A 21,611-nucleotide genomic window follows, 5' to 3' on the forward strand; every position below is an offset into this window, starting at 1 on the left:
CTTAAATTTGGTTATACATTAATTTTAAATTATTTATCGCCATGAGTACATTAAGAAACAAAGTTCAGCTAATTGGGAATGTTGGTAGCAATCCTGAAGTTAAGACATTAGAAAACGAAAAGAAGCTTGCAAAATTTAGTCTAGCAACAAACGAAAGCTACACAAATAGCAAAAGTGAGAAAGTGCAGCAAACGACGTGGCACAATTTAGTTGCTTACGGACCAATTGTAAATGTGATCGAAAAACACGTAGAAAAAGGAAAACAACTTGCTGTAGAAGGCAAATTGACTTACCGAGATTATCAAGATAAAGATGGTCAACAAAAAACGATTACAGAAATTATAATTGATGAAATTGTACTTCTTTAACGTTTAAGATAAAAGGGAAACGAATTAGTTCGTTTCCCTTTTATTGTTTTATTAATTAACTTTTTCTAAAATAGTTTCCAAACTCTGGATTTATTACAATCATTAAACCTACTATTAGACTAAATATGATTATTAAAACGATATATGAAAGTATCATTAACAAAAAAATTAAAAAGATTTTCCATATAATCAATTTTACTGATTTTGTTGGATAATAATTCTTATAAAAGAAGAATAAAATAAATGGAAGTAATAAAAAACTTAATGATGTAATTTTAAAAATAATTTCCAAATCATTTTTAAAAAAATACATTAGTGGATAAATTATTAATATTGAACTTATTGTATAAAATGATAAAATAAATGAATTCATCACTACATGTTCATAATAATTTTCACCCCATTTTCTAAAAACAATTTTTGTAAGTATCGCAAAAAATGGAAGTAATGCTAACATCAATAATGCATTATTACTAGCTAAGAAGGCAATTATATCATTTGAAAACTCATTATTAAGTCCCATAGACTTATAAGTCTCTTTAAAAATGTCATTTAAACCAATTACTTGATAACTTAAAAATGATGCAATACCAGAAAGTGCTAGAGCAAACATTAAAGGCTTATAATGATTAACACGGCTTCCTTCAATAAATTCCCTTGCAGTTTTACCAGGATTTATTGCGGTTTTCTTTAATGTATAGTAAAAACCTTTGTTTGTATGCGCATACAAATCTTGCAATTCATCCAATATATAAGTTTTATTAATTCTCTTATTTTTACGTTGACCACAATTTCCACAGAAATTTTCTGTAATCAAATTACCACAAGTCATACATTTATCACTCATAAAAATCTTAAGAATTAATTATTTCTATTTTTTAATTCTTGGTTGATTTGATTTAAACCTGTAACAAATGGAATAAAAATGACAGATAAAGAAACAAAAACGACATTTATAGGTTTTAAATAATTTGCAAAAACTCCAAGAGTAAGTGAAATAGAAATTATAAGTAATATAATTTGAATCGTAATTGTTAGTTTATTAACTTTTTTATGTTTAGTCTGTAATTCATCTAATGTTAGTTCTGATAATTTATTTTTAGTTTGCATGAGTTTTTAGTATTAATTACATCAAAAATAAAAAATTAAATGAAACAAAAAAGGATTTCAAAAAATGAAATCCTTTTAATATTATCCTAACATTCGAATCGCGGTTTTTAGACCTTCGATAAATGTATCTATTTCTTCTTTTGTATTATAAACAGCGAATGAAGCGCGTACCGTTCCCGGAATATTGAAATGATGCATAATTGGTTGCGCACAATGATGACCAGTACGAACCGCAATTCCTTTTTTGTCTAAAATCATTCCGACATCTGATGAATGAACACCATCAAATTTTAAGTTGAAAGAAACAGCACCAGAATGCTCTGCATCTTTTGCATAAATCTCCACTTCATCAAATTCTGATAAACGTTGAATGGTATAATCTACCAATTCTTTTTCGTAATCATGAATCGTTTGCATTCCGATAGAATTGATAAAATCTACCGCAGCTCCAAGTCCGATAATTCCTGCAATATCTGGTGTACCTGCCTCAAATTTGAAAGGTAAGCAAGCATAAGTCGAAACTTCCATCGTTACATCTTTTATCATCTCTCCTCCTCCATGAAAAGGTGGTAATTCATTCAAGATATCTTCTTTTCCATACAAAATACCGATTCCAGTTGGACCATACATTTTGTGTCCAGAAAAAACCAAGAAATCACAATCCATTGCTTGTACATCAATAACCGTATGTGGAGCAGATTGCGCCGCATCAATCAAAACCCAAGCACCTTTTGCATGCACTTTTTCGATAATTGTTTCAATCGGATTTACAACACCTAAAGCATTCGAAACTTGATTAACACAAACTAATTTGGTTTTATCTGTCAATAAATCATCCAACTTCTCAATATCCAAAATACCTTCTGCAGTTAACGGAATATATTTCAGTTTTGCACCAGTTCGTTGACACAACAATTGCCAAGGAACGATGTTAGAATGATGTTCGATTTCGGTAATAATAATTTCGTCATCTGCTGTTAAAACATTACGAAGTGAATTCGAAACTAAGTTAATTCCTTCCGTTGTTCCACGCGTGAAAATGATTTCATAATCGTGTTTCGCATTGATAAATTTTTGAATTTTACGACGCGATTCTTCCATCAAATCTGTTGCTTCTTGACTTAATGTATGAATTCCACGATGTACATTTGCATTGTACTTTTCGTAATATTCGTCTAAAACATCTAAAACAACTTTCGGTTTTTGAGAAGTTGCACCATTATCTAAATAAACCAATGGCTTTCCATTGACTTCTCTATTTAAAATTGGAAATTGACTTCTTATTTGTTGAATATCTATTGACATTTTTTTTAGTTTTGAGTAATGAGTTATGAGTGATGTGTAATAAAAAAGTAAGTATTCAAAATAGTTTCAAATACTTACTTTATATTTCAAAATAAGTTCAACTTAAAACTTATTACGTATAACTCAGAACTATATTTTATAATTCGAAATCTAAACTAACTCCTAATTTTTTTGCAATTATAGAGTTTACTCTATTTGAGATTTGTGGAATTTGTACATGGCGCAAAGCATCTGCAGCAAAGGCATACAATAACATTGCTTTCGCTTCTTTCTTCGGAATACCACGTTGTTGCATGTAGAATAAAGATTCTTCTTCTAATTGCCCAACTGTACATCCGTGCGAACATTTTACATCGTCAGCAAAAATCTCTAATTGAGGTTTTGTATTAATTGAAGCTCCATCAGATAATAAAACATTATTATTTTGTTGGAATGCATTCAATTTTTGTGCTTCTTTGTGTACATAGATTTTACCATTGAAAACTCCTTGCGCTTTCTCATCATAAATCCCTTTGTACAATTCGTGCGATTCACAATTTGGGAAATTATGCTCCACAAATGTATGATGATCGATATGTTGTTTACCATCAATCACCGTAATTCCGTCCATTACAGAGTTACAATTTTCTCCATTCTGGAAGAAATTCAAATTGTTACGTACAATTTTTCCTCCAAAAGCAAATGTAAATACATTGGCACGAGAATCTCTTTCTTGATTAATGTATGTATTGTCAACTAAAGAAGCATCGTTAGAATCATTTTGGAATTTGTACCAATGAATTTCAGAATTACGTCCAACATTCACCTCCGAAACAACATTTGTTAAGTTTGCTTTTTCGTCTAATGTTTGATGTCTTTCGATAATTTGAACTTGTGCATTATCTCCAACTACAACCAAATTACGTGGCTGGTACATTGCTTCTTGAGAAGCTCCTGTTGAGAAATAAACAATCTGAATTGGCTTAGATAAAATCACATTATTTGGAACATAAATATAAGCTCCATCTTTTGCAAAAGCTGTATTTAAAGCAACTAGACTTTCGTCTTTTTTCGCAATTTTTCCGTAATAATTCTCAATTACAGCTTGATGAGTTGTTTTATGCATTGCGCTTGACAAGACACAAATATCAGCTTCATCATGTGTTGTATTTGACAAAAACGAAGAATATTTTCCGTTAATGAATACGATTGTATATGTATCGATATCATTAATCAAATATTTCTTGATGTCTTTGTACTCTACTGCAACTTCGTCTTCTGGGAACAATTTGTAATCCACCTTCAACAAAGGAGCAAGATTTGTATATTTCCATTCTTCGTCTTTACGTGTCGGAAAACCTTTTTGATTAAAGATTTCGATAGCTTCTTGACGTAAACCTTCGACTCCTTTATTCACTTTATTTTTTTCGTTGAACACTAAATGACGAGAAACTAAATTTTCTTTTAAATCAATCATTTTAGATATTGTATTAATGTATTATGTAAGAAGTAAAAAGTACTTTGGACTTAATACATTTTACATTTTACAAAATGTTTAGATTCCTGCTTCTTCTTTTACCCAGTCGTAACCTTTTGCTTCTAATTCTAAAGCTAATTCTTTACCACCAGATTTAATGATTTTTCCGTCTGCTAAAACGTGTACAAAATCAGGAACGATATAGTCTAATAAACGTTGGTAGTGTGTAATTACTAACACTCCATTGTTTTCATTTTTGAATTCGTTTACACCATCCGCAACAATACGTAAAGCATCAATATCTAAACCAGAATCAGTTTCATCTAAAATCGCTAATTTTGGGTTTAACATTAACATTTGGAAAATTTCGTTACGTTTTTTCTCACCTCCAGAGAAACCTTCGTTAAGAGAACGAGATAAGAAATCTTTTTTGATTCCTAATAATTCTGCTTTTGCACGAATTTCTTTCAACATTTCTGAAGCTCCCATTTCTTCTAAACCTTGTGCTTTACGCGTTTCGTTGATAGAAGTTTTGATGAAGTTTGTTACAGAAACTCCAGGAATTTCGATTGGATATTGGAAAGACATAAAAATTCCTTTTTGTGCTCTTTCTTCTGGTGCTAATTCTAAGATTGATTCATTATCAAACTCGATATCACCATCCGTTACTTCGTATTCTTCTTTACCTGTAATAACGTTAGATAAAGTTGATTTTCCAGCACCATTAGGTCCCATAATCGCGTGAACTTCACCTGGATTAATTTGAAGGTTTAAACCTTTTAAAATTTCGCGCTCTTCGATACGAGCGTGTAAGTCTTTTATATTTAATAACATAATCTAATTTGTAAATTAGTTAATGTGATAATTTTCTAATTATCTTGATTTTGATGTACTTATTATTTTATTCACAATTTTAGAAATATTAACCAATTTTTCGGTTAAATACTCTGAATTGGGATAATTCTTTGATAATTGACATAATTCTAACCAATACATAGTTTCGTCAATTTCTTTTGCTGAAATTTTGAATTTATGAATAAAATCGTTCATACTCTCAGCATTTTGAGCTTCTCTAATATTAGCTCCGATAGAAGTTCCTGATTTTAATAATTGGTTTGAAATTACAAACTTTTTATTCATTTCAAGTTCTTCACAATATTCTATTATTAATAGTGAAAATTCTAAAGTTAATTTTAAAATGATATTATCTTTTTCCATCGTTAACACATTTATAATTAACTCATCAACACATTATCACATTAATAAACTATCCTACAGAACCTTCTAATGAGATTTCTAATAATTTTTTGGCTTCAACGGCAAATTCCATTGGTAATTTGTCTAATACTTCTCGGCTAAAACCATTTACGATTAATGCAATCGCTTTTTCTGTATCGATACCACGTTGATTACAATAGAACAATTGATCTTCACCAATTTTAGAAGTTGTTGCTTCGTGCTCTAATTGAGCCGATTTATTTTCAATCTCAATGTAAGGGAAAGTATGCGCACCACACTCGTTACCCATCAACAATGAATCACATTGTGAGAAGTTACGTGCTCCTTCAGCATTCTTCATTACTTTCACCAAACCACGGTAAGAGTTTTGAGATTTACCAGCAGAAATACCTTTCGAAATAATTGTCGATTTCGTATTCTTACCGATATGAATCATTTTTGTTCCTGTATCCGCTTGTTGATAATTATTTGTTACCGCAATTGAGTAAAACTCACCTACCGAATTATCTCCTTTTAAAATACAAGAAGGATATTTCCAAGTTACCGCAGAACCTGTTTCAACTTGCGTCCACGACACTTTTGCATTTTTCTCACAAACTGCACGTTTTGTTACAAAGTTGAAAACTCCACCTTTTCCTTTATCATCACCTGGATACCAGTTTTGTACTGTAGAATATTTGATTTCAGCATCATCCATAATGATTAACTCAACCACAGCAGCGTGTAATTGGTTTTCATCACGCATTGGGGCTGTACAACCTTCTAAATACGAAACATAAGAACCTTCGTCCGCAATTAATAGAGTACGCTCAAACTGTCCTGTTCCTGCGGAGTTGATACGGAAATACGTTGACAATTCCATTGGACAACGAACACCTTTTGGAATATAACAGAATGATCCATCCGAGAAAACTGCCGAGTTTAAAGCTGCATAAAAGTTATCTGTTGGCGGAACTACTTTACCAATGTATTTTTTAACCAATTCTGGATGCTCTTTGATTGCTTCCGAAATTGACATGAAAATAATTCCTTTTTCTGCTAAAGTTTCGCGGAAAGTTGTTTTTACTGAAACTGAATCAAAAACCACATCAATCGCAACTCCAGACAAACGTTTTTGTTCGTCTAAAGAGATTCCTAATTTCTCGAAAGTTTTTAATAATTCAGGATCAACTTCGTCTAAACTTGCTAATTCCTTCTTAGGTTTTGGAGCTGCATAATACTGAATAGCCTGAAAATCTGGCTTTTCGTAAGTTACGTTTGCCCATTCTGGTTCTTCCATCTTAACCCAAGCACGGTAAGCTTCCAAACGCCATTCCGTCATCCACTCAGGCTCCTCTTTTTTGGCTGAAATAGCACGCACGATATCTTCATTCAATCCAACTGGGAATTCTTCATATTCCATTTCAGTCGTCCAACCAAACTCATATTGCTTTTGGCTAGCAAGATCTTCACGTAGATCGTCTTCTGTATATTTTGTGTTACTCATCTTATTATTTATAAAATGTATAGGTAAAATTAAACTGTAAAGGTTGCTGCTTATCAGCTTTATTTCCTAAAAATTTGAATTCTTTTAATCGTTGATTTTGATCTAAAATAACCTCAAATTGTGGTTGATTATTTTTCGAAATCTGATATTTATTTTGAGCAATTAATTTAATTTCTGACCAAGGTCCTTCTACCAAATTAATTCTTTCTGTTTTTGGCGCAACATCTGGTGTATATTCTTTTATTTTGAATGGCACCTTAAATGTTGAACTGCTATAACAAATCTTATTAATGTCTTGACCTAATGATTTTGTAATTCTACAATCGTGCATTAATCGGTCTTCGAAACCAATTTTCTGATCCATATAGGTTTTCTTCAACATCACATCTCCTTCTAACCAAATGATATCAAAAAGTTTATTTCCGTTTTTGACATACATATTTTCTTGGTCGTAAAAGAATTGATTTGTTTTTGCTTCACTTCCTTTTCTTGCAATTGTTTCGACAGAAATTACACCATCTTTGTACGTATAACTTACTTTAGTTGGTGTTGCAACCTCATCAGTCAATTCAAAATCAAGAAGATTTCCTGTCACATCATAATTTGCTTTGTACGCAACTTTTTTGTTTGATGCATTGGTAATGGTGATTGTTTTGATTTTTGATTCGTCTAAATCCAACGCTTTTATAAAAGGTTTTACATTAAACAAACCGAAAAATAGTTGTTCTGAATAGACTTTATTCAATTTTTTTGAAGATTCGGTTGGTTGAAAAACCATCAAATCTTTTTCTACAATTGTATTTTGTCCAAAAGCAACAAAACCAATCAAAAACGTAACGAATAAAGCTATTTTTTTCATCTTAAACAGCAAAACTTTCTCCACAACCGCACGTGCGCGATGCATTTGGATTATTGAATACGAAACCTTTTCCATTCAATCCTCCCGAATATTCTAATGTCATTCCAACAAGATATAAGAATGATTTTTTGTCAACCAAAATTCTTACATTATTGTCATCGAATAATTTATCATCTGCACTTTGTTCTTTTGTAAACTCTAAATTATAGTTTAAACCTGAACATCCTCCACTTGTTACTCCTACACGTACAAAAGATTCTTCGATAGAAGTTCCTTCTTCTTGTAAAAGTGAAATTATTTTATTTTTTGCTGATTCTGAAACCTTAATCATTTTATTCTAATTTTATATTGCAAAGATACTTATTTAAAATGACTTCAAATAATGAACGATATAAATATTAACAATCACTTAAGTTATATTATTTATCGCCAACTTACAATTGGATCAAATTACTTCAATCCCAATTTGTTTCGTGTACGTTTCAATACTTTTTGTGCAACATCTCTTGCCTTCAATGCTCCATTTTCTAAAAATGCATCCAAAGTCGCTTTATCATTCATCAATTCATCAAACTTAGTACGCGCATCAGCATATTTCTCTAAAATCAATTCGTATAAAGCCTGTTTTGCATGACCATATCCGTAACCTCCATTCAAATAATTTTGACGCATTTCCTCTATTTGTTCTGGCGTTGCCAATAATTTGTATAAAGCAAAAACATTGTCTGTATCTGGATTTTTAGGATCTTCTAATGGAGTTGAATCCGTTTCAATCGACATTACTTGCTTGCGCAATTGTTTTTCTGGTAAGAAAATATTGATAAAATTATTTCTTGATTTAGACATTTTATTTCCATCAGTTCCAGGAATCAACATAATATTTTCGTCGATTGCTGCTTGCGGTAAAACAAAAGTTTCTCCCATTTGGTGATTGAATTTTTCGGCAACACTACGTGTAATTTCCAAATGTTGCAATTGATCTTTACCAACTGGTACAACTTCTGCATCATACAATAAAATATCCGCAGCCATCAAAATTGGATACGTAAATAATCCAGCATTTACATCTGCTAAATAATCCGCTTTATCCTTGAAAGAATGCGCTAAAGTAAGACGTTGAAATGGAAAGAAGTTCAATAAATACCATGTTAATTCTGTTGTTTCAGTCACATCAGATTGACGGTAAAAAACTACTTTCGAAGGATCTAAACCTAATGCCAGCCAAGTTGCAGCCACTTCGTACGTATTTTGTTTTAACACTTCCGCATCTTTTATTTGCGTTAAAGCGTGTAAATCAGCAATAAAAATGAAAGAGTCATTTCCTTCTTTCTCCGTTAATTCGATTGCGGGAGAAATTGCTCCTAAAATATTTCCTAAGTGCGGAGTTCCAGTAGCTTGAACTCCTGTAAGTATTCTTGGCATTTGTTTAAAAATTTAAGGAGCAAAGATAAACTTAATCAACGAAATGCACCAATTGTAACGAGAAGTTTATTTGAATTAATTGACAAGAATGACGAAAAACATATGGATGAACTAAAAAAGCTTCCCAATTTGTCGAAATGGCCAAGTGATTGTGCGACCTACTTTTCTTAAAATAGTTGGAGATTTATAATAACTTACAACAGTAGCTCCTAAAGTAACTTCACTTGCTTCGTTATTACTTATAATTTTTTGACAAACTTCGGGATTACTAAAAGTGAATGATTGAATTTTATCAACAGAATATTCTTTGTATTCAATTTCGTAATTTGACTGTCCTTTAGGAACTTTAAGTTCAAATTTCCCATCTTGATTTGTAACTGATATTTTGTTACTTTCTTTCAACTTAATTTCTGCATCCGAAATAGGGAATCCATTTGTATCATACAATAAACCTTGTACAACAATCGAGTCATTTTCGGTTTGTGCTTTTGTGATAGTTGAAAAACTTAAAAATCCAACTAAAGAAGAAAGCTGTAACCATCTTTTGGATTGATTAGAAATAGATTTTGAAGCTTCGTATGAATTAAACTGTTCTAAATTTCTGGTTTTAATTTTTACACAAGCGGTAGGATTATCATTCAGAAAAGTTTTTAATTCTTTGAATGAATAATGATCTAAATCGTGAACACATTTCGAACAAACATCACAAAACTTTTGTTGTGCATTTGCATCAGCCATTTCGTTCCAATTCTGATTGCATTTTTTATCAATTTGTAGCTGCATAAAAATCTACTTTTCAATAAAATTAAACTTTTTTCGAAAATTTTTCAAACCTCAACCAACCTTTTTGCAAAAAGATGAATCTATAAAGAAAAAAGATTCATTAACCTTAAATTATATTGATATGAGTAACAAAGCTTTTTTAGACATTCTTTTCGAAAATCGAAACAAAGAATATGGTGCTTATCAACTGAGACAAGTTGCAAGCCAAGATTTGATGAAATCTCTTTTTGTAGGGATTGGTATTGTTGCATTAATTACTGGTGGAACTATTTATGCAAATAATAGAACGATGAATGCTACAACAATTGATGAAAATAGTGTAATAGCTTGTCCGATTTATATTCCTGAAACTCCTCCAATAGAGAAAAAAGAAGAAGCAGTTCCTCCAAAAGAAGATCCACCAATGGAAGAAAAAACAATTCAATTGAAAACAGATCAGGCGAAACATATTATTCCGACTCCAACAGAGAGTCCAAAAGTTGAAGAAACTATAAAATCTGTTGATGAACTGAAAGGAAAAGATTTAGGCACTTTTGATAGAGATGGTGATAAATCGAATGGACAAGTTGGTGGAGGAAAAGAAAGTGACGAAGGAAATAAAGTAGGTAAACAAAATACCGACATTCCAGAAGGACCAAAAACACCAGATCCTGTAAAACCTGATGTTGCAATTACAGCGAAAAATGCTGCGGTAATGGCAATTTATCCTGGTTGTGAAAGCGAAAGCAAAAAAGGAAATGCTGCATTGACAAAATGTATGAGTGATAAAATCTCGAAAGAATTGGGTGGAGAATTAAGTGATTTTGCCGAAACTGCTTCTCGAAATAATATTGGTTCTGCGGTTGCGAAAATGCAATTTATTGTAAACAAAAATGGAGAAATTTCGCAAGTAAAACCATTAAGCGGAAGTAATCAAGATTTAGGAAAAGAGGCTAAATCTGCGTTGGAGCGTATCAATAAACAAATTCTAAGAAAAGGTAAAAAAATAACGCCTGCAAAATTAGAAGATGGTTCTGATGCAAATTTAATCTTTTCAATTCCTGTTAGATTTCAAACAAACGAATAATTAATAATACTTTTCTTTCTGAAACTATTGCATTCATTTTTTTTGAGTGTGATGGTTTCTATTGTTTAAGAAATTGAATATCTATTCCGAAAAAGTTCCTTTAAATGCATATTTGTCGTATAAAATTTAAGTTTTAAGTCAATCTTAACACAATAAAATTGTAACTTCGTCGCGAATTATGAATAAGAATATTGTTTACGGATTGATTGGTTTCGGTTATTTTTTGATCGGAATTTTTACTTGGAAATATCAGTTTTTCATCATCAAATTAGATGAAACAAAAGCGATGTTATTGGGTATTTTATTTATTGTTTATGGCGCTTTTCGTGTTTATCGCGGTATAAAATCTTATAAAAATGATCAAGAAAATTAGTTTACTTTCACTTTCGGCCTTTCTTATTTTTTTTACTTTTAGTTGTAAAGACAAGGAAAAACCAACAAAAGCAGAACAAAAAACTGCTGTAAAGCGAGCTTTGCACGAATACGGAGATTTGGCAATGACGGTTGATCCAAGTTTTAAGAATTTGGCGCAATCTTTGGCAGATATGTACATGGTTGATTATCCGGATGTGAAAATTACGATTAACGAAGAGATTGAAGAAAAAGCAATCAAAGATTTTTACGAAGGTAAAATTCCTGTTTTGATGGTAAGTAAGCCGCTTACAAAAGCACAACAACAACATTTATTCGACAAAACAACAACCAAATATATTTCGTCTGTAATTGCTTTGGATGCTACAGTTTTTATTACTTCTGTTGATAATCCAATCAATTCTATTACGGTAAATGATATTAAGGATAATTTGTACAAAAAAGATCCAAAAATAACGTTTGTTTACGATCATCCAAACTCAGCGAATTTCAATACAATAAATGATAAACTAAAATTATCTGTAGAAAATGGCGCAAAAGTAACAGCGATGGGTGATGCAGAAAAAGTGATTGATTTTGTGCAAAAAGATAAAACTGCAATCGGAATTATTGGATTGAATATTTTGAGTGACAAAGGAAATCCGAAAGTTGAAGAATATCTTAAAAAGGTAAAAGTATTACCTATTGCAGATGATAAAGGAAATTTGGTGTTACCAACTATTCCGAATTTGAAATATGGTGTTTATCCTTTTTATCGTCAAATTTATATTTTGAAAAATGAAGTTGGTTTCGGAATTGGAGCAGGTTTTACGAGGTTTGCAGGTTCGCAGCGTGGTCAAAAAATTGTAACGCGCGAAAGTCTTCAACCTTATTATATTTATAAACGTGAAGTTCAGATTAACAATTTAGAACAACCCTTACAATAAAACAAAAAACCTTCCGAATTGGAAGGTTTTTTTACTTTTTAACGGGGAAATCTTTATGATTTTCTTTTATCTTTTTAATCTTTTCGAAATTTGAATTAAAATTCCCATTAAACAACTTTTTTATTTCTTTTTGCTTAATCAACCAATCTTCTATCGGACTTCCTTTATTTATTTTAGTTGCATCAATTTCACTTAATAATTCTGTTGCTCTTTTATCTATTTCTATAATATTTTCAAAAGTATCAAAATTAATCGGCCCAAATCATTAGGCATTGTTACACAACCTAAAGTGTAAGAAACGACCATCGGATAATCTTTATAATGTTTATACAATTCCACAATTCGAATATCATCTCTGTAAACTAATTCTTCACTTGAATAAATTCTTAAAACATCATTAGAATTTTTTGCTAAATAGAACAAATCATCATTCGATAATTGATTTTTGATGTTCTCAAATTTTTGATAGACTTTGCTTTTACTTCCTCCTATCCCTACATGAGAAGATTCTGCATTCTCTTCAATTAATAAAGGTTTAATTAATCTTTGATTCTTCGAAGATAATTGCCCAAATGAAATAATAGGTAAGAAAAATAAAAGTAAAATACTATTCATAATATTAATCAAATCTTGCTCCCCAAGGATTTTGCAAATCGAACCCTAAACTAAATAACATTCCGTTCTTGCGACCATCAACTTGATAATCTGACAAACCAATATCGTATGAAATTCCAGCTTTTAAAGAACCAACTTTAAACTTTAGAATTGGAGAAACAAACAACGGATTGCTATTTTTAGAATCCATTCCTTGCTTGTACCCTACTCCAATATCCACACCTTGATTATTGTCTCCAAAACCAATATGCGACATCAAATTGATATCCAAATGACGCTCCGAATTCGAGTTCAAATTATACACCAAAGAAGGTTCTAACGCAATTCCCTCGGAAACGTTCCATTTATATCCAACATTGAAATAATACCAAGTTGGCAAAGGTTCTACATTGTTAATATAGTACACATTTTGGCTCAATGGAATATCCAAAACTGACACTCCTGCAGAGAAACCAGCATATTTGAAAGATAATCCCAAATTAGCAAAATAAGTAGAATATTTATCTTCTTGTAAAGCAGGATCGTTTGGATCTTCTGCAATAATTTTTGAGTAATCAAAACGTTGCGAAACATTAGAAGCTCCAACTCCAAACGAAAAAACATTGATTTCGTCTCCATCATAGCTTCTATCATCAATAGGAATGTGATAAGCCGCATTAATTCCGAAACCGGTCATTTTAACTGCCCCATTTCTATCGTTGAAAAATTGCATTCCCACTGCCAAACGATCTACAATAATTCCATGCGCGCTTACCGTTTGTGTACTTGGACTTTCGGGCAAATCGTCCCACTGATTGCGGTGCGTTCCTGTTATAGAAATCACATTCGGATCCTGCCCTGCGTACGAAGGATTAATCAACATTTTATCACTCACCAAATAGTGATTGTAAAAAGGTAACCCTTGTTGTGCTTCTACTTTCGAAAGTGAAAATAGTGTTAATATGAATAGTGTGATTTTTTTCATAAATATTTTTCAATCAATTAATTGATTTTTCTTTTAACTAATATACTACCAGAATATAAAACTTGCAAATCGTCTGATTGCTTCGAGAACTCTAACAAATACCAATACGTTCCATCTGCAACAGGTTTGCCATTCAGCGTTCCGTCCCATTTTATAATATCTGTTCCTTCTTGTGACAATATCTGTTTTCCGTAACGATCAAAAATAATCAATTTGTACGAATTTGATGTATCGTTAACTTTACCATCTTTTGTCATTGGTTGCCAAATATCATTAAAACCATCATTATTTGGCGTTACAACATTTGGTAAAGCAAGGTAAATAACATTTTTACGCTCCGAAACTCCGCAATTATTCAATCTTACTCTTACTCTAAAATTATTATTTTTGATATTATCTGGAATAATTAATTCATTCTTTGTTTGCCAATCTACGATTACTTTTCCATCAGAATCAAACAACGCATATTCTAACTTTCCATTTCCTTTTGCAGAAACAATAACACTCTTTTCATTGATGGTAATTTTGTTAATAGTTGCCGTTTCTGAGTTTGTCAATTTCAAAATAAATTCTTTCGGACAACCTGAATTAATATTTTTAATTGTAATCATATAATCACCAACTCCTAATTCATATTGATATGTTGAAACTTTGATAACATCATTTCCAACAACCGAAAAATCATATTGAGTAACGTCCAATCCTTTCTCTTTTGCTAATTGTTCAAAATCTAACTCATATTTTGTAGCAGAACAAATTTCTGCAGAAGTTGGAATAGCAAAGTCTGGTAATGCATTTTTTTGATAATAGAATTTTATTTTTTCTATTCCACAATAATTTGGATCTTCAAAAACAATCTCAACAAACCCATTATTAGAATTGAACATCGTATAAATTTCGTCAACTGTAGATTTCTCAACTAAAGTTGGATATTTTGATTTAATGTAATCTAAAATAGTTTGTATTTGATTTTTTGCATCCGCATCAGCTCCTTCACAATAAATAACAGAATGATCCTTTGTATACGTTTCTAAAGTAGCTACATTAACAACTAAATCTTGTTTTTTATTGATAATAATTTCTTTTTCTATAAAACACGAATTGTCTAATTTATTTTTGAAAAGAACTTTTACACTGGCTTTTCCACTTGCATCGAAAGTTAATGGTGTTGAATTAATATGCAAAATTTCATAATGATAATCAACAATAGAATTTGCCCCAAATAAATTGATCAAAACTTGTGCATCGATTGTAATTTTATCATCACAATCAGCTTTTAATTCATGCAAGGTGTTGTTTACATTAGGTTTTGTAATGACTTGTAATTTCAATGTCATTTCCTCTGACCAACAACGTTCTCCATTTATTTTCACTTGAAAAGTGATTGTCTTTGATTGATTATCTGTAAGAAATTCATCTGAAATTCCATTAAATGTAATATCTGTTCTGCCAAATTTCGATTTTAAATAAGCTTCGATTTCAGAAATTGTAAAAGTATGTCCTAAGCCAACTTCTGAACAAGAAGAATTTAAAGTCGGAATATTACTTACAGTTTGAAATGTCGATTCATCTAATTTAAATGTTAACTCAACATCTGTATCACAAATTGTATTTCCATTATCAACAGCCAATGCTTTTACAATGATTTTTCCTGTTTTATTTGTTTTGATGTAATTAAATAATTCTGATTCTAAAATTTCTGTTCCATCTTGTTTATAAAATCTCAGATTATATATTTTCCCTGGATTGATTATAAGAATGGCTTTATCCAAATCTGTTTGATTAAAATCTGCTAAACAAATTCCATTAATTGAATCATCCACAATCTTTGCTGGAGCAGTTTTAGTAACTACAAAATCAACCTCATCACTTTCGCAACCTCCTCCAGATTTAGATTTTATTTTAACTTTATACGTTAAAGTTGTCGTAATTGCAGTTGATTGTCCATCAGAAATCGGTAAACCGCCTAAGGTTACAATTAAATCAAAAGCATTTTTATCTTTTCCTAACTTAGAATAAATTCGATCAAAATTTATTTTATAAGAAGAATCACAAGTTGCATCAGAAATATCATCAGTCAAAATTGGTTTTCCCTGAACTAAAGGAATTGAAACTTCATTAGAATCGATTGGACAACCGCCTCCGTAATGAACTTTTATTTTCATCGAAGTGTTTAGACCAACTGCTAAATTTACATTTTGACCTGGTGTATAATTTGTTCCATTGATAACTATTGAAGAGATTGAATAATCTGTATTTACTACAGTAAAAAGCTTCTTCAATAAATCTGCTTCACTTGGAATAGTATAGCTTATTGTACACGCATATTCAGTTTCAATATTAGTTTTAAAATTAAATTGATGTTCTGGAATAAAAGCAATCGGAATTGTATAAATAAATTTTAAATTTCCAGCAGTATCCCTTACTTGTGCATATAGTGTAGTATCTGAACTTATATTTGCCCCAATCGGGACCTCTGTACTAAATGTATTATCTGTAAATAATTTAATATCATTAAAACCAGAATCACTTTGTATAGCATTATAAATTTGACTTGCTGAATAAGATTGACCAAAACATAAATTATTAAAGTTTGTAATCGTTCTCTCTTCAGCTACATTTACTTTTATATCAAAAGGTTCTGTATCACTTCCTCCATAAACAGCTATTACAACAATCTCACCTCTTTTCAAAAGTTCTGATCCTTCAAATGCTTTAGCATAACCATTAGCTCCCGAAAACGTTTCGCACAAATCAGGGTCACCTTCTTTCATTCCTTTTAATAACGACGCTCCTTGAACTGACCTATCTGCATTTATTGTTCCTCCATTATAAAAAATTGTTTCAGGTAATTTACCTTTTTGTATTTTCCAAACTAAAAATCTAAAATCTGGTTTTTTCGCTGTTAAATCAAATGCAAAAACCATATCAAAATTAGCTTCAAAAGAATAGAATTTATAAATTTTTCCAGAATTAAACCCACACTGTGAAGTAGTTGATGTAAATTCAGTTAAATGAGTTTCTAGTTTTTCTCCTTCAAAAGTAAAACCTCCAGTCAATGGATGAATTGTCGGATATTGCCCCCAAACAATCCCACTAATCATCAACAGTAAAAAGTAAAAAATCTTTTTCATACGTCTTTCGTCATCTATTTTAGAATAACGCAATTTACTTTAGAATATTCTATCAACCATAATGTTTCTAATTTTACTGAGATAAACTATCTTTGCAACCTGAAAATTTGATTAAGATGTCTTTAGAACAAGAAATAAATAAAAGAAAAACCTTTGGAATCATCGCCCATCCCGATGCTGGTAAAACAACTTTAACAGAGAAGTTATTACTTTTTGGAGGTGCAATTCAAGAAGCTGGAGCTGTAAAAAGTAACAAAATTAAAAAAGGAGCGACATCCGATTTCATGGAAATTGAACGTCAACGTGGGATTTCTGTTGCGACTTCGGTTTTGGCTTTCGAATACAAAGGAAAAAAAATCAATATCTTAGATACTCCTGGTCACAAGGATTTCGCCGAAGACACTTTCCGTACGCTAACTGCTGTAGATTCTGCGATTGTGGTAATCGACGTTGCAAAAGGGGTTGAGGAACAAACAATCAAATTGGTAGAAGTTTGTCGTATGCGCAAAATTCCGATGTTGGTTTTCATTAACAAAATGGACCGAGAAGGAAAGGATGCTTTCGATTTAATGGACGAAGTTGAACAAAAATTAGACTTACAGGTTACGCCTCTTTCTTGGCCAATTGGTATTGGTGCAACTTTCAAAGGAATTTATAATATTTGGGAGAAAAACATCAATATTTTTTCTGGAGATAATAAACAAAAAATTTCTGAAACAACGAAAGTTGAAGATTTATCAAGTCCAGATTTAGACACATTAATTGGAACAACTTATGCAGAAAATCTTCGTAATGAGATTGATTTGATTGATGGAGTTTATCCAGAATTTGATATGCAAGAATATATGGACGGAAATTTACAACCTGTATTTTTTGGTTCTGCTCTTAATAATTTTGGTGTTCGCGAGTTGTTAGACGCATTCGTTGATATCGCTCCAACGCCTCAATCTAAAGAAACAGATTTGAGAATTGTTGAACCTTATGAAAATAAATTTTCTGGCTTCGTGTTCAAAATTCACGCAAATATGGATCCAAAACACCGTGACCGTTTAGCGTTTATCAAAATCGTTTCTGGGAAATTTGAACGTAATACCAACTATTTCCATGTTCGTCAAGGTAAAAATATGAAATTCGCTGCGCCAAATGCTTTCTTTGCTGATAAAAAAGAAGTGGTTGACGAATCTTTTGCAGGTGATATTGTTGGTTTACACGATACAGGAAACTTTAGAATTGGTGATACATTGACGGAAGGTGAAAAATTCTCTTTCAAAGGAATTCCAGCTTTCTCGCCAGAACATTTCCGTTACATCAACAATGCTGATCCAATGAAAGCAAAACAATTGGAAAAAGGAATTGATCAATTAATGGACGAAGGTGTTGCGCAGTTATTTACATTAGAAATGAACAATCGTAAAGTTATCGGAACGGTTGGTGCACTACAATACGAAGTTATTCAATATCGTTTGGAGCACGAATATGGTGCAAAAGCGACTTACGAACCTTTCTCTGTTCACAAAGCGTGTTGGGTAGAAGTTGAAGATGAAAAATCAGAAGAATTCTTAGAATTCAAACGTGTTAAACAACGTTATTTAGCAAGAGATAAATTCAATCAATTGGTATTTTTAGCAGATTCTGCTTTTACAATTCAAATGACACAAGACAAATTTCCGTCAGTGAAATTGCATTTTGTAAGTGAGTTTTAAATTTTGGTCAGATAATTGAATTAAGGACTAAAATATTTTTTAGAAAAAATCTAAATGAAAAAGATCATATTAAGTTTAACATTGATTTCAGCATTTGCAGTAAATGCAAAAGCACAAGATTTACAATCAATTTTTGGAACATTAAAAAAAGAAGTCGAAAAAGTAAATACTCAACCGACAACACAAAATAATTCAACTGTAAAAGTTGTAAATAGTTCAACTGAATCTAAAACAATTTCTGCTGAATCCTTAACAAAGTTAAATGGTTTATCTAACGCAACTGTTGCCTCTGGATTAAAAGAAGCTTTGTCATTAGGATTAACGGACGGAATAAAATCATTGGGTCAAAAGAATGGTTTTTACAATAATTCAGTTGCGAAAATCTTGATGCCAGAAGAATTACAAAATGTAGAAAAAACTTTGCGTTCTTTGGGTATGGGAAGTTTGGCAGATAAAGGAATCAAACTATTGAATTCTGCTGCTGAAGATGCTGTTTCTGAAGCTGCTCCTATTTTTGTAAATGCAGTTACATCGATGACCATTACAGATGCGAAAGATATTCTAGTAGGAGGAAATAATTCGGCTACAAATTATTTAAAACTAAAAACAACATCTGATTTAACAAAGGCTTTTCAACCAAAAGTGGAAGCTTCTTTGGGAAAAGTTGGTGCGGATAAAGTTTGGAATAATTTGATTACAAAGTATAATACGTTAACTGGAAACCAAATTGATCCAAATCTGAATGCATATGTAACACAACAAACAATAAATGGTGTGTTTAACATGGTTGCAGAAAAAGAAGAAGGAATTCGTGGAAATAAAGCATTGCGTACAACATCATTGTTACAGCAGGTTTTTGGAGCACAAGACAGTAAAAAGTAAGATACTTCTATTTAATAAAAAAAAGACTCGCTACAAATTGTAGCGAGTCTTTTTGGTTAACTCTTCTTCAACAACAACTTCTGAAATTCTTTTCCAATAAAAGGATTGATGATATGCTGAAAGCCTTTTTGTAACGTAAAAACTGTAATTGTCGCATCTGATTCTGGCGAATAAATAACATCTGTTCCCCACCAACCACCGTGATAATAAGCGTTAAAACCTAAATCGATGTGATAAATTCCTAAACAATATTTAGATTGATCCGAAGGTAAAACATAGGTTGACATTGAATCCAAAATTTGTTTATTCTGAATAATTTTTCCTTCAAACAAATACTGAAAAAATAAAGCCGATTCTTTGGCTGTAGAAGCAATTCCTCCACCTCCGTACAAATCCCAAGATGGATTCAAATCATACGAATCCCACTTATATTTATCTGCGTATTGATGAGCAAGCGGAAGCGTTTGTTTCGGATATTTCTCCAAATCGATAAACCACGTTTGTGTCAAACCTAATTCTTTATACTTTAACAAATCTCGAATTGCTTTATAAAAAGGTTGATGTGTTTTTTGCTCAATAATTTCTGCTAAAAGCAAATAATTAATATCGCCATAACTAAACTTTTCTCCAACTTTTTGCGGACTTCCAATTTCCATTGCACGCTTGATTTGTTCCGCCTTCGTCCATTTATATTTCGGATGCTGATTGACTAATTCAAAATACGCATCATCTACATAATCTTGTATTCCAGAAGTATGTGACAACAAATTCTTGATTGTAATTGCATTCAAATCATAACCATCTTTTTCGAGCAATTGACGCGTCTTGTTAGACAATAAATTCTTGATTGACTGATTGATTGTAACTTGATCTTTTTCTACTAATCTCAAAATAGCAGCAGCCACATAAGGTTTGGTATTACTTGCGATTAAAACCGGTTGTTGATGATTTAAAACTTTATTCGTTTTAATATCCGAAACTCCTTTTGCATAACTCCACGAAATTTTTTGTTTTGGTGCTTCAACATGAACAATAATTCCGACAGCGTCTTTATTTTTCTCGTAAATCGAATCTATTTTAGATTGAAAAATGGTTTGCAGTTGCGAGACTCCAAAAAATGGAATGAATATAATACTGAGTAGAAGTGTTTTCTTCATATAATAAATTATTTATTTTGAAAATCGTTTTTATGAAATCCAAGTTCGCTTAATTTTTATAATTTTCCATTCATTATCAATTTTCTTAATCCAAATATCATAACCTTGACCACAAAGCTTTCCACATATAACACCGATTTGCAAAAAACCTTCTGTTTTAATATCATTAAAAAAGATTCTTCTGAAACTAATTTCTACATCAAGATTTTTAAGATCTTCATATTCATCCCAAGTCTTATAATCTTTAAAAGCCTTTTCTAAATTTGGTAATTCACTTGCTTTAATTAATGTATTATTTGCTTTGATATTAGAATTATTGATGTTAATCACAAAATTTGAACTATCAGATTTCACCCAATTTGTTCTAAAATTTTTAAATATATTTTCATCAAAATCATCTTTTCTATATCCACTTACAGTATCATAAATAGCAATCAATCTTTTTTGATTTCTAATTTTTAACATCTCATTATTGTAATCATCTTTCTCTTTTTCAGTAACATTTTCTTGAAATTCTATTGGCTCAATATTTACAACGCAACTATCTATAATTTCATGAAATATTTGTGAATAAACTTCATTCTGAAAATTATCTGTATTAGATTTTTGAGTACAATTTACTAAAGTGAATAGTAAAAATGTAATGAATAAAATTTTCTTCATTTCATGTTATTTGATTTTAAAGATAAATAAAAATTGATTAAATATTAGTGAGATCCTAAAACGGGCTCAGGAAGCAAAAAAAGAGCTAAGATTACTCTCAG

Annotated in this window: 22 protein-coding genes; 6 read left to right on the forward strand and 16 right to left on the reverse strand. The window is 31.2% G+C overall.

What is annotated here, in order from left to right:
- Window positions 1–41 precede the first annotated feature (41 nt).
- Window positions 42–368 carry a single-stranded DNA-binding protein gene (locus HXZ74_RS11525; RefSeq protein ID WP_038333582.1) on the forward strand — a complete coding sequence of 109 codons (327 nt, stop codon included), beginning with the start codon at window positions 42–44 and terminating at the stop codon, window positions 366–368.
- A gap of 55 nt (window positions 369–423) precedes the next feature.
- On the opposite strand, the gene HXZ74_RS11530 is transcribed toward HXZ74_RS11525, so the two are convergent.
- From HXZ74_RS11530 to HXZ74_RS11580, 11 genes are all read right to left on the reverse strand, one after another.
- Window positions 424–1,215: a DUF3667 domain-containing protein gene (locus HXZ74_RS11530; protein ID WP_180906277.1), complete on the reverse strand. Its 792-nt coding sequence runs from the start codon at window positions 1,213–1,215 to the stop codon at window positions 424–426.
- A 14-nt stretch (window positions 1,216–1,229) separates the two neighbouring features.
- Window positions 1,230–1,478 carry a hypothetical protein gene (locus HXZ74_RS11535; protein ID WP_114999861.1) on the reverse strand — a complete coding sequence of 83 codons (249 nt, stop codon included), beginning with the start codon at window positions 1,476–1,478 and terminating at the stop codon, window positions 1,230–1,232.
- A gap of 81 nt (window positions 1,479–1,559) precedes the next feature.
- The gene (locus HXZ74_RS11540) at window positions 1,560–2,783 is read right to left on the reverse strand and encodes an aminotransferase class V-fold PLP-dependent enzyme (RefSeq protein WP_038333581.1); all 1,224 of its coding nucleotides are present in this window, start codon (window positions 2,781–2,783) and stop codon (window positions 1,560–1,562) included.
- Between the two features lie 136 nt (window positions 2,784–2,919).
- Window positions 2,920–4,239, reverse strand: a complete 1,320-nt coding sequence (gene sufD / locus HXZ74_RS11545) for a Fe-S cluster assembly protein SufD (RefSeq protein ID WP_181816290.1) — start codon at window positions 4,237–4,239, stop codon at window positions 2,920–2,922.
- 78 nt (window positions 4,240–4,317) lie between these two features.
- Window positions 4,318–5,073 (reverse strand): Fe-S cluster assembly ATPase SufC, encoded by a 756-nt coding sequence (sufC, locus tag HXZ74_RS11550; protein WP_038333580.1) that lies wholly within the window; start codon window positions 5,071–5,073, stop codon window positions 4,318–4,320.
- A gap of 39 nt (window positions 5,074–5,112) precedes the next feature.
- On the reverse strand, window positions 5,113–5,457 hold the full coding sequence (locus HXZ74_RS11555) for a four helix bundle protein (RefSeq protein ID WP_114999859.1): 345 nt from the start codon (window positions 5,455–5,457) through the stop codon (window positions 5,113–5,115).
- A gap of 49 nt (window positions 5,458–5,506) precedes the next feature.
- Window positions 5,507–6,964, reverse strand: coding sequence for a Fe-S cluster assembly protein SufB (sufB, locus tag HXZ74_RS11560; protein ID WP_038333579.1), 1,458 nt, complete (start codon window positions 6,962–6,964; stop codon window positions 5,507–5,509).
- 4 nt (window positions 6,965–6,968) lie between these two features.
- Window positions 6,969–7,823, reverse strand: coding sequence for a hypothetical protein (locus HXZ74_RS11565; protein ID WP_280062490.1), 855 nt, complete (start codon window positions 7,821–7,823; stop codon window positions 6,969–6,971).
- A 1-nt stretch (window position 7,824) separates the two neighbouring features.
- A complete protein-coding gene (locus HXZ74_RS11570; RefSeq protein WP_114999854.1) occupies window positions 7,825–8,154 on the reverse strand; it encodes a HesB/IscA family protein in 330 nt (109 codons plus the stop codon).
- 119 nt (window positions 8,155–8,273) lie between these two features.
- Complete coding sequence (gene trpS / locus HXZ74_RS11575) at window positions 8,274–9,245, reverse strand: tryptophan--tRNA ligase (RefSeq protein WP_286475531.1); 972 nt, start codon at window positions 9,243–9,245, stop codon at window positions 8,274–8,276.
- Window positions 9,246–9,356: 111 nt separating this feature from the next.
- Window positions 9,357–10,028, reverse strand: a complete 672-nt coding sequence (locus HXZ74_RS11580; RefSeq protein WP_286475532.1) for a hypothetical protein — start codon at window positions 10,026–10,028, stop codon at window positions 9,357–9,359.
- Window positions 10,029–10,092: 64 nt separating this feature from the next.
- On the opposite strand from HXZ74_RS11580, the gene HXZ74_RS11585 reads away from it, so the two are divergent.
- The 3 genes from HXZ74_RS11585 to HXZ74_RS11595 all read left to right on the forward strand — a co-directional run bounded on the left by HXZ74_RS11585 (window position 10,093) and on the right by HXZ74_RS11595 (window position 12,392).
- On the forward strand, window positions 10,093–11,094 hold the full coding sequence (locus tag HXZ74_RS11585) for an energy transducer TonB (protein ID WP_114999849.1): 1,002 nt from the start codon (window positions 10,093–10,095) through the stop codon (window positions 11,092–11,094).
- Between the two features lie 178 nt (window positions 11,095–11,272).
- On the forward strand, window positions 11,273–11,467 hold the full coding sequence (locus HXZ74_RS11590) for a hypothetical protein (protein WP_038333573.1): 195 nt from the start codon (window positions 11,273–11,275) through the stop codon (window positions 11,465–11,467).
- On the forward strand, window positions 11,451–12,392 hold the full coding sequence (locus tag HXZ74_RS11595; protein WP_114999847.1) for a PstS family phosphate ABC transporter substrate-binding protein: 942 nt from the start codon (window positions 11,451–11,453) through the stop codon (window positions 12,390–12,392). Before HXZ74_RS11590 ends, HXZ74_RS11595 begins: the two co-directional genes overlap by 17 nt.
- Before the next feature lie 222 nt (window positions 12,393–12,614).
- On the opposite strand, the gene HXZ74_RS11600 is transcribed toward HXZ74_RS11595, so the two are convergent.
- Genes HXZ74_RS11600 through HXZ74_RS11610 form a run of 3 tightly spaced genes read right to left on the reverse strand, consistent with a single transcriptional unit; the run spans window position 12,615 to window position 17,105 of the window.
- A complete protein-coding gene (locus tag HXZ74_RS11600) occupies window positions 12,615–13,007 on the reverse strand; it encodes a hypothetical protein (protein ID WP_280062486.1) in 393 nt (130 codons plus the stop codon).
- Between the two features lie 4 nt (window positions 13,008–13,011).
- Complete coding sequence (locus HXZ74_RS11605) at window positions 13,012–13,971, reverse strand: PorP/SprF family type IX secretion system membrane protein (RefSeq protein ID WP_286475533.1); 960 nt, start codon at window positions 13,969–13,971, stop codon at window positions 13,012–13,014.
- Window positions 13,972–13,988: 17 nt separating this feature from the next.
- Window positions 13,989–17,105 carry a T9SS type B sorting domain-containing protein gene (locus HXZ74_RS11610; protein ID WP_286475534.1) on the reverse strand — a complete coding sequence of 1,039 codons (3,117 nt, stop codon included), beginning with the start codon at window positions 17,103–17,105 and terminating at the stop codon, window positions 13,989–13,991.
- Between the two features lie 116 nt (window positions 17,106–17,221).
- Between HXZ74_RS11610 and HXZ74_RS11615 the strand changes: the two genes are divergently transcribed.
- Window positions 17,222–18,808: a peptide chain release factor 3 gene (locus HXZ74_RS11615; RefSeq protein ID WP_038333563.1), complete on the forward strand. Its 1,587-nt coding sequence runs from the start codon at window positions 17,222–17,224 to the stop codon at window positions 18,806–18,808.
- A gap of 54 nt (window positions 18,809–18,862) precedes the next feature.
- Window positions 18,863–19,690, forward strand: a complete 828-nt coding sequence (locus HXZ74_RS11620; RefSeq protein ID WP_114999840.1) for a DUF4197 domain-containing protein — start codon at window positions 18,863–18,865, stop codon at window positions 19,688–19,690.
- Window positions 19,691–19,746: 56 nt separating this feature from the next.
- Here HXZ74_RS11620 and HXZ74_RS11625 read toward each other — a convergent pair whose 3' ends face one another.
- Together HXZ74_RS11625 and HXZ74_RS11630 are read right to left on the reverse strand one after the other, a co-directional pair.
- Window positions 19,747–20,847: a serine hydrolase domain-containing protein gene (locus tag HXZ74_RS11625; RefSeq protein ID WP_286475536.1), complete on the reverse strand. Its 1,101-nt coding sequence runs from the start codon at window positions 20,845–20,847 to the stop codon at window positions 19,747–19,749.
- 30 nt (window positions 20,848–20,877) lie between these two features.
- Window positions 20,878–21,510 carry a hypothetical protein gene (locus HXZ74_RS11630; RefSeq protein WP_114999837.1) on the reverse strand — a complete coding sequence of 211 codons (633 nt, stop codon included), beginning with the start codon at window positions 21,508–21,510 and terminating at the stop codon, window positions 20,878–20,880.
- Window positions 21,511–21,611: the final 101 nt, after the last annotated feature.

This window comes from Empedobacter sp. R750, from assembly GCF_030324345.1.
GTDB lineage: Bacteria > Bacteroidota > Bacteroidia > Flavobacteriales > Weeksellaceae > Empedobacter > Empedobacter falsenii_C.